We start from the raw sequence: 13,857 nt of genomic DNA on the forward strand, positions 1-13,857 counted from the left end.
CGCGGGATCAGTCGGCGCTGACCGTCCGGTCCGCCGGACCCGTGCCGACGATGCGGACCCACAGGTCCTGCCACGCCGCCCGCGATGCGTCACGGGGGGTCTGGAAGGTCTCCACCGGACCCACCAGCCTCCCCGCCGGGTCGACGACGGCCCGGATGCCCCAGAAGCCGAGCGACGAGATGCCCGGCATGCCGTAGCGATGGTCGAGCGCTTGAACCAGGGTGTTCCGGGACTCCAGCGGCTGCTCGCGCCAGATGAGATTGTCCATCGAGAACCACCGGAAGACCTCGGCCTCCGGGGTCGCCGCGACCGCCTCGATGGCCGGGGAACGGCCCCGCTCGAACCGTTCCCACTGGATCTTCCTGTCGCTCAGCACGGAGTGGAAGCCGACCAGCACCGCGTCCGGGGTTTCGGCCACAACCCGGCGCAGCAGCGGCTGGAACAGGGTCGGGTAGGCCGCCACCTGGGCCGTGCCGCCGGTCTGCGCCTTGGCAAGCGCCTCGACACGGTCGTTGATGGCCCAGCCACCGAGCGTGTAGGCCGTCACCAGGATCAGCGCCGCGCCCGCGATGTCCTGCGCCAGGGTCGCCCGCTTGCGGAGCGCGACGCCGGCCACCAGCGAGACCACCAGGATCAGGCTGTAGATCGGGTCGATGATCGGCATCGCGTTGATGGCGAAGCGCGTGGTGGTGAGCGGATAGAGCCACTGCGTGCCGTAGGACGTGAAGACGTCGATCACCGGGTGGGTCATCAGCGCCAGAATGGCCAGCCAGATCCAGGCGCGCCGCGCCTCGCCGTCGCCCGACGGGCTGTCCGGGCCATGACGGCGGCGCTGCCAGCGCCAGACCAGCCAGCCGAGCAGCAGGCCGGCGACCGGGCCGAACAGGATCGAATGGGTCAGGCCACGGTGATGGACCCAGTTTGCGAAGGGGCCGCCGATCCAGCCGGCGGCGACGTCGAGGTCGGGGATCAGCGCGATGCCCGCGCCGACGGCCAGCGCGCGGCGGCCCAGCCGGCGGCGGAAGCCGGCCTGCGCGACCGTGGCCCCGAGAAGCATTTGGGTGACGGTGTCCATGGTCCCTGGTGATGTGGTGATGCGCCGGGGTCAGGCGCCGGGGGCGATCGCCAGCATCCGCTTCAGCGCGTCCGAAATTTCCTCGACGCGCACCGGCTTGGGCATGATCGCGATCGGGTCCGGAAAGCTCACCTTCAGCTTTTCGGAAATCTCGCCGGTGGCGTAGCCGCTGACCACCACCACGGGCAGGCCGGGCTCCTCGCTTCGCAGGTTGCGGATAAGCTCGTCGCCGGCCATCACCGGCATCCTGAGGTCGGTAACCAGGGCGTCGAAGGAATCGTCCTGCCAGATCTTCAGGGCCTCCTGGCCATTGAAGGCCGTGGTGACCCGGAACCCCTCGTCCATCAGGCCATGCTCCAGCGCCATGATCGCGATGGCTTCATCGTCGACCAGCAGGATGTGGCGGGGTTCGGTCATGTCGGCTCACCGTACAGAAGAAACACACTTCCGAGGGGCGGGGCAATACGCTTCAGCTCCAGGTCTGATTGTAGCGAGCGGCTCCCGCAAAAACAAAGCCGAACGGTTTATGGTTGTTTCAGCGGCTCCTTCGGGGGCTATTTCGGGGAGCGTGCAACCCTTGTTCGTTCCGCGGGGATGTGCGCATTCTTCCCGATGCGAAGCGGCGCGGCCGGACCTTGGTGCGATGCTACGAACCGATGCTCCGATCCGAACCCCTCAACCAAAGGAAGACCCGCGACCTTGAAAATCGGCCTGAGGGCGATGTTGATCGCGTGCCTGGGGGGTGTCGGGCTGGCCTTCACGGCCGGCACCGCCGCGATTCTGCAGGTCGAAGCCGGAGACCGGCTTCAGCGCATGATCGGCGAACAGCTGCACCTGTACGCCGGCCAGGTCGCCGACAAGCTCGACCGTGGCATGTTCGAGCGCTACCGCGATCTTCTCGTCGTGACGAGCCTCGAGACGATCCGCTCGGCGGACACCTCCCGCGATTCGCGGCGGGCCGTCCTCCAGAAGTTGCAGGACACCTACCCGGACTATGCCTGGATCGGCTTCATCCGACCGACCGGCCTGCTCGAAGCGGCGACAGGCCGTGTCTATGAAGGCATGGACGTGAGCGCGCGCGGATGGTGGAAGCAGGCGTTCGACCGGCCTTATGTCGGCGATGTGCACGACGCGGTGGTTCTGGGCAAGATTCTCTATGCGAACCGGCTGGAGGTTCCGCGTTTCGTCGACCTTGCGGCGCCGGTGCGCGACGAAAATGGAACGCTGACCGGCGTTGTCGCCGCCCATCTGAGCTGGGATTGGGCGTCGGAGGTCGAACGGTCCGTGCTCGGTCAGATTTCCGAGGACACCGCGGCCGAGGCGATGATCCTCGCCGCCGACGGCACGGTGATTCTCGGGCCTAAACCCCTGGTGGGCAAGCCGCTGGCCTTCGCGGCGGCGCCAGGGCGGGGCGCGTGGGTCGAATCCTGGCCGGACGGGCGCCGCTTCCTGACGAGCGTTGTGCCAACGAAGGGCTACCGGGATTATCCCGGGCTGGGGTGGAGCGTCGTGCTCCGCCAGCCGGTCGATCAGGCGATGGCGCCGGTCGCCGAACTGCGGAACCGGGTGATTGCGTGGGGAATCGGCGCCAGCCTGTTGGCGGTCCTCGTCGGCCATGTTCTGGCGACGTGGCTGTCGGCTCCCCTGCGCGCCATGTCCAGGGCCGTCAAGGCCGCGGGCACCGACGGCGCGATGCCCCACCTGCCCCTGACCGGCCGCTACACGGAGGCGGCCACGCTGTCCGGGGCGCTGCACACCTACGTGAACGACCTGCAGGAGGCGGACCGGCGGCTTCGCGGCACCGTTGCCGAGAAGACGGTGCTGCTTCGCGAGGTCCACCACCGCGTGAAGAACAACCTGCAGGTGATCTACGGTCTGATGATGGTGGAGATGCGCCGATTGCCCAAGGGGGACCTGTCGCGGGGCCGCATCGAGGCGCTGGCCGGGCGCGTGACCTCGATGGGGCGCCTGCACGAGCAGCTCTACACCTCCGGGGACCTGATGAACGTCGATTTCGGAACGCACCTGCGCCAGCTCTGCGACGCGCTTCAAGAACTTCTTCCGAACGAGGCGATCACCATCCACCCCGACACGGACGACGTGTCCTGCTCCATCGAACTCGCCACACCGCTCGGCCTGATCGCCAACGAACTCGTCGTCAACGCGCTGAAGCACGCCTTTCCGGAGGGGAGAAGCGGAACGGTCACGGTCCGGCTGCGGCAAGCGGGCGACCGTCTGACGATGACGGTGGCCGACGACGGCATCGGCTGCCCGGACATGCCGCCCAGGGGAGGGACCGGCATGACGCTGGTCGACGCGCTTGTCCGGCAGATCGGCGGCACCATATCCTTGGATGGCCGGCATGGCTGCACCGCCACGGTCAGCGTGCCGTTCATCGCCGACGCGCACCGCCCCGTCGCCGTCCACGCGTGATGTGATCGCGGTCTCACCTCTGCGAGGCGCCCGCCAGCGTCCTGTATGAGTTCCGGTCTTTTCCGGAAAACGGACGACACGGCTCAGTCCCCGCTTGTAAAAGCCGACGGGTCTTCCCACCTGGGGTCGATCAAGATTGTTTCGGGGCCTGCTGTCCTCAGCCATGGCCAACCGGTTTGGGTCTCTTTTCCCGAAGTGAATTTGATCCCTTCCCGATGTCGGGCGGGGCAACAGCAGCAGGGGAACAGACCCATGGCTAACGGCACCGTGAAATGGTTCAACTCCACCAAGGGTTACGGCTTCATCCAGCCGGATGACGGTTCGGCAGACGTCTTCGTCCATATTTCCGCCGTCGACCGCTCCGGTATCGGCCAACTCAACGAAGGGCAGAAGCTGTCGTTCGAGGCCGTCCGCGACCCGCGGCGGGACAAGGTTTCGGCCGAGGACCTGCGCGCGCTCTGAGCGCCGCGGACCCCGGATTTCAACACAAGACAACATCGGCCGGCGGGCATCGCCCGCATCGGCAACAGGATTCGCATGACCATCAAACTTCCTTCGACCGGGGTGGCGCAGGCCGCCCAGCCTCAGTATCAGCAGCCCGTTCCCGCAGTCGAGCCGGCTTGGGCGCCGGGGTGGCCCCGCCTCACCCCGCGCGAGATCCGCCAGATCGTTCTCGATACCTTGGGCTAACCGCCTCATACGTACCGAAAAAAAGCCTTTCCACAGCAACAACCGGAGGAACGCCGCCCTATGCTCGTTCAGGTCCGCGACAACGATGTGGGGGGCGCTCTGCGCGTCCTGAAAAGAAAAATGCAGCGCGAGGGGCTTTTTCGTGAGATGAAGCTGCATCGGCGTTACGAGAAGCCCTCGGAGCGCCGGGCACGACAGGCAGCGGAATCGGTCCGGCGGCGGCGTAAGCTGCTGCGCAAGCGCCTACTGCGCGAGGGCTATTGACCGTGGCCGCCGATGCTTTAAATTGAGGGACGGCGTCAGGGCCGTCAGCACCCATTCCGGTTCCTCGCCGGACAGACCGTTGGAGACAGGACATAGCTAAACTCTACGATGCGGACCCGGTCCGCGAAGGCCCGCGCATCAATCGGGAAATCACGGCACGCACGGTGCGCCTCGTCGGGGCCAACGGTGAGATGATCGGCGTGGTCTCGCTGCGCGACGCCTTCGACGCTGCGGTGGAGGCCGAGCTCGACCTCGTCGAGGTCGCTCCCCAGGCTGAGCCGCCTGTCTGCAAGATCCTCGACTACGGCCGGTTCCGGTTCGAGGAGCAGAAGAAGGCCAACGAGGCGCGCAAGAAGCAGAAGATCATCGAGATCAAGGAGCTGAAGCTCCGACCGAACATCGATGACCATGATTACGACGTGAAGATGCGGGCCGCGCGGCGCTTCCTCGAAGAGGGCGACAAGGTCAAGATGACCATGCGGTTCCGTGGCCGCGAGATGGCGCACCAGGATTTGGGCATGAACGTGCTGATCCGTGTGCGCGACCAGTTCGAGGACATCGCCAAGGTCGAGCAGATGCCCCGGATGGAAGGGCGCATGATGGTCATGGTCATCGCCCCGCGCTGACCGGCCACTGACCAGCCGGCGCGTTTGATGGCAAGGGGACCGCCCTCCATGGGGCGGTCCCCTTGCGTTTTCAGCCACCGGCCGCCGAAAGCTCTCCTCACCGCACGTACTTTTCAGCGGCATCGCTGAACCCAATCGACTCGGCCCTGTTTAGAGGGGCACGGTTGAACGGGAGCACTCTCGATGCTGCGCCTTCGCCACGGCCTCGCCGTTTCGTGCCTTCTCGCCCTGCTCTATTCGGGCGGGGTCCTGGCCCAGCAACCGGCGAACGCTCCACCCCCCACGGTCACGACCGAGGTGGTGCGCGAACGGGAGGTCACCCCGACCAGCGAGTTCATCGGTCGCGTCCAGGCGATCCAGGACTTCGAAGCCCGCGCCCGCGTCGAGGGTTACATCGAGCAGGTGGCCTTCCAGGAAGGCCAGAACGTCAGCAAGGACACCCTGCTCTACGTCATCGAGCAGGCGCCCTACCAGGCCGCCGTGGACAGCGCCAAGGCCGACCTCGCCCGCGCCCAGGCGACCCTTCGCGAGTCCCAGCGCGCCTTCCAGCGCGCTCAGGAGCTGCGGACCCGCGGCAACATCTCCCAGGCCGACCTTGATCAGGCCCAGGCGGGGCAGGAGACGGCGGAAGCCGACATCATGCAGACGCAAGCCAAGCTGCGGCAGGCGGAGCTGAACCTCGGCTACACGCGAATCGCCTCGCCCATCGACGGGCGCATCGGCGCCACCGCGATGACGGTGGGCGACCTCGTCAACCCCTCCAGCGGCCCGCTCGCCACGGTCGTCCAGCTCGACCCCATCCGGGTCGTCTTCTCGGTCAGCGACCGCGACATCCTGGAGGTCCAGCGCGCCGCCCCCGATCTCGCCTCGGCCGACGCGGTGAACCGCTTCGTGCCGGCCCTGCGATTGGCCGACGGTTCCGAGTACGAGCAGAAGGGCAAGGTCGCCTTCGCCAGCAACCGAATCGACCCGCAGACCGGGACCATCCCCGTCTACGCCGACTTCGCGAACCCCAAGGGATTTCTGCTGCCCGGCCAGTATGTGACCGTCCTGATCCGCCCGGCGCAGACCGAGCGGCAACCGGTGGTGCCGGTGTCCGCCATCCAGCAGGACCAGCAGGGCAGCTACGTCCTGGTGCTCGACCAGCAGAACCGGGCGCAGCGCCGCCCGATCGAGCCCGGACCGCAGCTCGATCAGGTGATCGCCGTGCCGAAGGGCGTCCAGGCCGGCGAGACCGTCATCGTCGGCGGCGCCCAGAAGGTCCGCCCCGGCATGGTCGTGCAGCCCGAACGAGCCCCCCAGACCGCCGAACAGCCGCGAGGATAAGCGCCCATGTTCTCCGGCCTGTTCATCCGGCGCCCGAACCTCGCCATCGTCATCGCGCTGGTCGTGACCATCGCGGGCGCGTTGGCCATCCTGGCCATCCCGGTGGCGCAGTTCCCGCCGATCACGCCGCCCTCGGTGCAGGTCTCCGCCACCTATCCCGGCGCCAACGCCCAGGTCGTCGCCGACAGCGTCGCCGCCCCGATCGAGGCGCAGGTGAACGGGGTGGAGGGCATGCTCTACATGTCCTCGACCAGCACCGACACCGGCGCCTACACGCTGTCGGTCACCTTCGCGCAGGGCTCCGACCCCGATCTGGCCCAGATCAACGTGCAGAACCGCCTGTCGCTCGCCACGCCGACCCTGCCGGTGGAGGTCTCGCGCCAGGGCGTCACGGTGCGCAAGCAGTCGTCCAACATGCTGATGGCCGTCAACGTCTTCTCCCCCGGCGGCCAGTTCGACCCGATCTTCATCTCCAACTACGCCAGCATCAACCTGCGCGACGCCATCGCGCGGGTGCCCGGAGTCGGCGACGCGCAGGTGATGGGCGCGCTGACCTACGCCATGCGCGTCTGGATGGACCCGAACCGCATGACGGCGCTGGGCATCACGGCGGCGGACGTGGTCGCGGCGATCCAGAACCAGAATCTCCAGGCCTCGGCCGGGCAAATCGGCGCCCCTCCCGTCCCCGACGGCCAGCAGCAGCAGCTGACCATTCTCGCCCGCGGCCGGCTGGACGACCCCAAGCAGTTCGCCGGCATCATCGTGCGCACCAACCCGAACGGCGGCGTGGTGCGGCTGGGCGACATCGGGCGGGTGGAGCTGGGGGCGCAGAGCTACGGCTCCACCGCCAAGCTGGACGGCGACCCGGCGGCGACGCTGGTCGTCTACCAGTCGCCGGACGCCAACGCGCTGGACGTCGCCAAGGCGGTGCGGGCGGAGCTGGACCGGCTGTCCGGCCGCTTCCCGGAGGGGCTGGACTACGCCGTCGTCTTCGACACCACCAGCTTCGTCAGCGCGACGATCGAGGAGATCGTGCTGACGCTGGGCATCACCTTCCTGCTGGTGGTGGTCGTCATCTACGTCTTCCTCCAGGACTGGCGGGCGACGCTGATCCCGACCCTGGCGATCCCGGTGTCGATCATCGGCGTCTTCGCCGTGCTGCTGGTGCTGGGCTACAGCGCCAACACCATCACGCTGTTCGCGCTGGTGCTGGCGATCGGGCTGGTCGTGGACGATGCCATTGTGGTGGTCGAGAACGTCCGCCGCGTCATGGAGGAGCATCCCGACCAGCCCGCCCCCTCGGCCAGCCGCATCGCCATGGAGCAGGTGACCGGCGCCATCGTCGCTTCCACCCTGGTGCTGGCCGCGGTGTTCGTGCCGGTGGCCTTCCTGCCCGGCATCACCGGCCAGCTCTACCGGCAATTCGCGGTCACCATCACCACCGCCTTCCTGATTTCCGGCATGGTGTCGCTGACGCTGACCCCGGCGCTGTGCGGCCTGCTGCTGCGCCCGCCGACCCCGCCCTGGCGCCCGCTGGCCGCCTTCAACCGCGGGCTGGACGGGGTGCGCGACCGCTACGGCGGCCTCGTCGGCTGGCTGTCGCGCAAGCTGGTGGTCGGGATCGCCGTCTTCGCCCTGCTGACCGCCGGGGCTTTCCTGCTGCTGCGCGGCCTGCCCACCGCCTTCCTGCCGTCGGAGGACCAGGGATACTTCTTCGTCAACGTGCAGCTTCCGAGTGCCGCGTCGCTCAGCCGAACGGAGGCGGTGATGACCGACGTCACCGAGCGGCTGCGCGCGACGCCGGGTGTGGCCCATGTGATCTCCATCGCCGGCTACAGCATCCTCAGCGGGGCGGCCTCCAACGTCGGCCTGCAAATCGTCGTGCTGAAGCCCTGGGGGGAGCGGGGGGCCGCCGAGACGGTGGACGCGCTGCTGGGCCGGCTGAGGCCGCAGCTCGCCGCGGTGCCGCAGGCGACCATCGCCGCCTTCAACCCGCCCTCCATCCCCGGCCTCGGCAGCACCGGCGGGTTCCAACTGCAGGTGCAGGCGCTGGGCGGGCAATCCGCGCAGCAGCTCGGCGCGGTGCTGCGCGGCCTGCTGGTCGCCGCCAACCAGGACACCCGGCTGTCGGCCGTCTTCAGCACCTTCAGCCCCGACGTGCCGCACCTGTTCGTCGACCTCGACCGCACCAAGGCGGCGCTGCTCGGCGTCTCGCCGGGCGACGTCTTCACCACGCTGCAGTCCCATCTCGGGTCGCGCTACATCAACGATTTCAACCTCTACGGCCGGGTCTTCCAGGTGCAGGTCCAGGACGCCGCGGAGCACCGGGACGAGGTGGCGGCCATCGACCAGCTCTATGTGCGGAGTTCGTCGGGGGACATGGTGCCGCTGCGCAGCATCGTGACCATCCGCCACACGCTGGCCCCCGACAGCCTCGTCCGCTACGACCAGTTCCTGTCCGCCTCGGTCAACGGGAACCCGGCCCCCGGCGGCAGTTCCGGGCAGGCGTTGGCGGCGATGCAGGACGTGGCGAACCGCACCCTGCCGACGGGCTACGCCACGGAATGGACCGGCCTGTCCTATCAGGAGAGCCGCATCGGCAACCAGACGATCATCATCTTCGGGCTGGCGGTGATGTTCGGCTATCTGTTCCTGGTGGCGCAGTACGAGAACTGGCTGATCCCGCTGGCCGTGCTGTTGTCCGTGGCCATCGCGGTGCTGGGGGCCGGCATCGGCCTGAGCGTCGCCGGCATCGCCAACGACGTCTACGCGCAGATCGGCCTCGTCCTGCTGGTCGGCCTCGCCGCCAAGAACGCCATCCTGATCGTCGAGTTCGCGCGGGAGCAACGCGCCGCCGGCCACCCCATCATCGATTCCGCGGTGATGGGCGCCCGCCAGCGCTTCCGTGCGGTGCTGATGACGGCGTTGGCCTTCATCCTGGGGGCGGTGCCGCTGCTCGTCGCCACCGGCGCGGGAGCGGCCAGCCGGCGGTCCATCGGCACGACGGTCTTCAGCGGCATGACCGCGGCGACGCTGGTCGGCATCATCTTCGTGCCGGTCCTGTTCGTCGTCTTCCAGCGCCTGACCGAGCGGCTCGTTCCGCACCGCGCCCAGGCGGATGTGCCTGGGAAGACCTCTCCGGCGGAATGACCCGGCCCGGCCCCTGTTGGACGTCGGACACACACTTGGACCCAGGAGGCACGGACATCATGACCAGAAGAGGAAGGGACCTGTGGTCCACAAGCGGTCTGATCGCCTTCGCCAGCGGTGCCGCCGTGGCGATCCTCGCCAGCCGCCTGCTGCCGCCGGTGGTCGCCCAGGCCGCCGGGACGACGATGGCGCGCGACCCGTTCGACGCCCTGATGGACGACCACCGCCACATCATGGCGCTGCTCGACGCGATGGAGCGGACGCACACCGGCGAGACCTTCCAGCGGACGCAGCTCCTGCTCCGCTTCAAGCGCCGCCTCGCTGCGCACGCCATGGCCGAGGAGGACGTCGTCTATCCCCTGCTGCACGACCACGCGCATCAGGAGGCGGACGCCCGGCACCTCTACGGCGAGCACGCCGACATGAAGATGCACCTGTACGCCCTCGAACAAATGCCGAAGGACGATCCCGCGTGGCGGCGGCGCGTCATCGCGCTGAGGCAGCTGATCGCGGAGCATGTCCAGCAGGAGGAGGAGGTCGATTTCCCCAAGCTGCGCGACGCGCTGAACCAGCGGGAGACCGCCCGGCTGTCGGGCCATGTGCAGCGGGAGAAAGCCCTGCTGCTCTAACGCCGCGATCCGGCTACGTCTCGGAGTCGGCGGTGATGCCGTGCTTGCGCAGCTTCGCGTAGAGGTTGGTGCGCGACAGGCCGAGGCTCCGCGCGGCTTCGAGCTTGTTGCCCTGCGCGTCGTCGAGCGCGGCGAGGATGAGCGAGCGCTCCAGCTCATCCATGCTGTCGGCGAGGGGACGCTTGCGCGCCGGCGAGCCCGGAGTCTTTGCTGCGGCTCCGGGAAGGATGTCGGCGAAGTCGTCGGCCAGGATGCGCTCGCCTTCGGTGCGCACATAGACCTGCTCGATGACGTTGGCCAGTTCACGGACGTTGCCCGGCCAGTCGTGCCCGCGCAGCGCGTCGAGCGCCGCGGGGGTGAGGTCGCGCATCGGCTGATCGAGGCTCACCGCCATCCGTTCCGAAAACAGGGAGGCGAGGATTTCCAGATCCTCCTTGTGGTCGCGCAGCGCCGGCAGCTGGATCGGGAAGACGTTGAGCCGGTAGTAGAGGTCCGAGCGGAAGGTGCCGTTCCGCATCATCTCCGGCAACGGCCGGCTGGTCGCGGCAATGATGCGGACATCGACCTTGATGACCTGGTTGGAGCCGAGCGGCTCGACCTCGCGCTCCTGAAGCACGCGCAGCAGCTTGGCCTGGAGCGGCAGCGGCATGTCGCCGATCTCATCGAGGAACAGCGTGCCGCCGTGGGCGAGCTGGAACTTGCCGGGCCGCGGCTGGCGCCCGGCGCCGGTGTAGGCGCCCGGCGCCACGCCGAAGAATTCCGCCTCCAGCAGATTCTCGGGGACGGCCGCGACGTTGACGCCGACGAAGGGGCGGTCGACCCGATCCGAGGCGGCGTGGATCGCCTGCGCCACCAGCTCCTTTCCGGTCCCCGTCTCGCCCAGCACCAGCACCGCCGAGTTGATCTGGCCCGCCTTGCGCACCAGCCGCTTCACCTGGAGCATCGCCGGGCTGAAGCCGACCAGATTCTCGACCGAATATTTCGGCGCCCGGCTGGCGGCGAGTTCCTGTTCCATACGCGCGAGCCGCGATTGCAGCTTGTTGAAGCGCTCGGCGATGGGGCGGAGGTAGGTCAGGCTGTTCTTCAGGGCGAAGGCGAGGGCGCCGATGATCTCCCCCTGTTCGTCGCGCAGGGGCAGGCGGCTCACCAGCAGCGTGTGCTCGCCATAGCGCATGATGTCGAGCGGGAAGGAGCGGCCGGTCTCCACCACGTCGCGCATCTGGCTGTGCGGGATGACCCGTTCGATCGGCTGCCCCACCACCTCGGTGAGGGAGCGGATGCCCAGCAGCGCCTTGCGCTTGTCATCGAACCAGACGTGCTTATCATTGGACCAGACGATGCGCGCGTCCTTGTCGACGAGAATGGCGCCGTCGATCATCTCGTCGATCATCACCATCAGCGCGCGCGCCGCCGCGAAGTGCTCGTCCCGTCCCGCCGTCATGGCCCGCCTCCCGTCGCACCGTTTCTGTCAATATTATGAACACTGTTTGTCAAAATTCAGCACACGACGGAAGCCCTGAGTCGCAGGCCGATGGCGGCAACGGGCTCAAATCCGCAGGCAATCCGCCCGTTGGCTCGGCCGAATGCCCTCCATACCAACAATTCCCATCGCTGGCACGCCCCTTGCTTTGATTGCGCAAAGAAAATATGTGCGCCGCGAACAATTGGCCCGACGGCCGTCGCGGCGGCGCTCAAGGCAGGGGGGACGCGACAAACGCATGACGCAGCAGCGTATTGGAATCATCGGCGCCGGGCTGATGGGGCATGGGATCGCCCAGGCGTTCGCCGTCGCCGGGCACCCGGTCGACATCCACGAGCCCGATCCGGGCCGCCGGGCCGGGATCGTCGATCGTGTCCGCGGCAACCTTGAGACTCTGGGGATGGACGCCGCCGCCGCGGACCGCATTCGCCCCTGCGAATCCCTGGAGGACGCGGCTGGCCACGCGGACGTCGTCATCGAAGCGGTTCCGGAGGATCTGCCCCTCAAGCAGCGGATCTTCCTGGCGGTCGAGGCCGCCGCACCGTCCCATGCGCTTCTGGCGAGCAACACGTCGGTGATCCCGATCACCCGGATCATGGAACCGCTCCGGGACAAGAGCCGCGCGCTCGGCACCCACTGGTGGAACCCGCCGTACCAGATCCCGCTCGTCGAGGTCATCCAGACCGCCGACACCGACGACGCGGCGGTCGCCGCGATGATCGGGCTGCTGGCCGCCATCGGCAAGACGCCGGTGCATGTCCGCAAGGATGTTCCCGGCTTCATCGGCAACCGCCTGCAGCACGCGCTCTGGCGTGAGGCCATCGCGCTCGTCCAGAACGGCGTGTGCGACGCCGAGACGGTGGACGCCGTGGTCAAGGCCAGCTTCGGCCGCCGCCTCGCCGTCCTGGGGCCGCTGGAGAACGCCGACCTCGTCGGCACCGACCTGACCCTGGCGGTGCACGAGCATGTCCTGCCCGACCTCGACCGGACGCCGGAACCGTTGCCCCTGTTGCGCGACCTCGTCGCGTCCGGGCGGTTGGGCATGAAGTCCGGCGTCGGCTTCCGGACCTGGACTGAGGCGCAGCGGACCGAGACCCACGCCCGTCTGGCGGCCCACCTCCAGCGGCTGGACGGCGTCGAGCGCGGGTGACCGCACGCCGTTCACGCCGTCCTTCCCTTCGAACCGAACCCACACAGAGAATGTCCCATGGCCGCACCACAGAAGGCACCACAGAAGAAGGTCATCATCAGCTGCGCGTTGACGGGGTCGATCCACACCCCGACCATGTCGGACGCGCTGCCGGTGACGCCGGATGAAATCGTCGAGCAGGGCGTCGGCGCCGCCGAGGCCGGTGCGGCGATCCTCCACCTGCACGCCCGCGACCCCCGCACCGGGCAGCCGACGCCGGACCCGGCGGTGTTCATGCAGTTCCTGCCGAGCCTCAAGCAGTCCACCGACGCGGTGCTCAACATCACCACCGGCGGCTCGCTCAACATGACGGTGCAGGAGCGCCTTGCCGCCCCGCTCCAGGCCCAGCCGGAGATGTGCTCGCTCAACATGGGCTCGATGAATTTCGGCATCTTCCCACTGGCCGACCGTTACCAGGGCTGGAAGCACGATTGGGAGGAGCCCTATCTGCGCAGCACCGACGACTTCATCTTCCGCAACACCTTCCGCGACATCGCCTACATCCTGGAGCATCTGGGCGAGGGCTGCGGGACGCGCTTCGAATTCGAGTGCTACGACGTCGGGCATCTCTACAACCTCGCACACTTCGTCGATCGGGGGCTGGTGAAGCCGCCCTTCTTCGTCCAGACGATCTTTGGCATCCTCGGCGGTATCGGCGCGGAGCAGCGCAACCTCGTCTTCATGCGCGAGACCGCCGACCGGCTGTTCGGGACGGATTACGAATGGTCGGTGCTGGCCGCTGGCCGTCACCAGATCCCCTTCACGGCCATGGCCGCGGTCATGGGCGGCAACGTCCGGGTCGGGCTGGAGGACAGCCTGTATCTCAGCAAGGGCCGGCTGGCCCGGAACAGCGCGGAGCAGGTGGCGAAGATCCGCCGGATTCTCGAAGAGCTGTCGCTTGAGGTCGCCACCCCCGCCGAGGCGCGAGCGATGCTCGCCTTGAAAGGCGCCGATCAGGTGGCCTTCTGAACCGCGACACGCCACTGACCTCCATG

At 68.0% G+C, this 13,857-nt stretch carries 13 protein-coding genes; 10 read left to right on the forward strand and 3 right to left on the reverse strand.

The genetic code is table 11. The annotated features are described in order from the left end of the window. Positions 1–7: 7 nt before the first annotated feature. Positions 8–1,075, reverse strand: coding sequence for a metal-dependent hydrolase (locus tag AC1DVI_RS07915; protein WP_476957478.1), 1,068 nt, complete (start codon positions 1,073–1,075; stop codon positions 8–10). 30 nt (positions 1,076–1,105) lie between these two features. After that, the gene (locus AC1DVI_RS07920) at positions 1,106–1,492 is read right to left on the reverse strand and encodes a response regulator (protein ID WP_476957479.1); all 387 of its coding nucleotides are present in this window, start codon (positions 1,490–1,492) and stop codon (positions 1,106–1,108) included. A gap of 303 nt (positions 1,493–1,795) precedes the next feature. Between AC1DVI_RS07920 and AC1DVI_RS07925 the strand changes: the two genes are divergently transcribed. From AC1DVI_RS07925 to AC1DVI_RS07960, 8 genes are all read left to right on the forward strand, one after another. Further along, positions 1,796–3,508, forward strand: coding sequence for a sensor histidine kinase (locus AC1DVI_RS07925; protein WP_476957480.1), 1,713 nt, complete (start codon positions 1,796–1,798; stop codon positions 3,506–3,508). Between the two features lie 252 nt (positions 3,509–3,760). Continuing rightward, the gene (locus AC1DVI_RS07930) at positions 3,761–3,970 is read left to right on the forward strand and encodes a cold-shock protein (protein ID WP_464883000.1); all 210 of its coding nucleotides are present in this window, start codon (positions 3,761–3,763) and stop codon (positions 3,968–3,970) included. A gap of 75 nt (positions 3,971–4,045) precedes the next feature. Beyond that, positions 4,046–4,198 carry a hypothetical protein gene (locus AC1DVI_RS07935; protein ID WP_476957481.1) on the forward strand — a complete coding sequence of 51 codons (153 nt, stop codon included), beginning with the start codon at positions 4,046–4,048 and terminating at the stop codon, positions 4,196–4,198. Between the two features lie 60 nt (positions 4,199–4,258). Beyond that, positions 4,259–4,462, forward strand: a complete 204-nt coding sequence (rpsU, locus tag AC1DVI_RS07940; protein ID WP_035673681.1) for a 30S ribosomal protein S21 — start codon at positions 4,259–4,261, stop codon at positions 4,460–4,462. A gap of 92 nt (positions 4,463–4,554) precedes the next feature. Further along, the gene (infC, locus tag AC1DVI_RS07945; RefSeq protein ID WP_035673684.1) at positions 4,555–5,088 is read left to right on the forward strand and encodes a translation initiation factor IF-3; all 534 of its coding nucleotides are present in this window, start codon (positions 4,555–4,557) and stop codon (positions 5,086–5,088) included. Positions 5,089–5,271: 183 nt separating this feature from the next. Beyond that, positions 5,272–6,414 (forward strand): efflux RND transporter periplasmic adaptor subunit, encoded by a 1,143-nt coding sequence (locus AC1DVI_RS07950; protein ID WP_476957482.1) that lies wholly within the window; start codon positions 5,272–5,274, stop codon positions 6,412–6,414. Positions 6,415–6,420: 6 nt separating this feature from the next. Continuing rightward, positions 6,421–9,564, forward strand: a complete 3,144-nt coding sequence (locus AC1DVI_RS07955) for an efflux RND transporter permease subunit (RefSeq protein ID WP_476957483.1) — start codon at positions 6,421–6,423, stop codon at positions 9,562–9,564. Between the two features lie 59 nt (positions 9,565–9,623). Further along, a complete protein-coding gene (locus tag AC1DVI_RS07960) occupies positions 9,624–10,193 on the forward strand; it encodes a hemerythrin domain-containing protein (RefSeq protein ID WP_476957484.1) in 570 nt (189 codons plus the stop codon). Between the two features lie 13 nt (positions 10,194–10,206). On the opposite strand, the gene AC1DVI_RS07965 is transcribed toward AC1DVI_RS07960, so the two are convergent. Then, positions 10,207–11,634 (reverse strand): sigma-54 interaction domain-containing protein, encoded by a 1,428-nt coding sequence (locus AC1DVI_RS07965; RefSeq protein WP_476957485.1) that lies wholly within the window; start codon positions 11,632–11,634, stop codon positions 10,207–10,209. A gap of 277 nt (positions 11,635–11,911) precedes the next feature. On the opposite strand from AC1DVI_RS07965, the gene AC1DVI_RS07970 reads away from it, so the two are divergent. Continuing rightward, the gene (locus tag AC1DVI_RS07970; RefSeq protein ID WP_476957486.1) at positions 11,912–12,823 is read left to right on the forward strand and encodes a 3-hydroxyacyl-CoA dehydrogenase family protein; all 912 of its coding nucleotides are present in this window, start codon (positions 11,912–11,914) and stop codon (positions 12,821–12,823) included. 57 nt (positions 12,824–12,880) lie between these two features. Continuing rightward, positions 12,881–13,831 carry a 3,5-dioxohexanoate:acetyl-CoA acetone transferase gene (gene kce, locus AC1DVI_RS07975; RefSeq protein ID WP_476957487.1) on the forward strand — a complete coding sequence of 317 codons (951 nt, stop codon included), beginning with the start codon at positions 12,881–12,883 and terminating at the stop codon, positions 13,829–13,831. The last annotated feature ends 26 nt before the right edge of the window (positions 13,832–13,857 follow it).

Source organism: Azospirillum sp. P4_B5 (genome assembly GCF_056402275.1).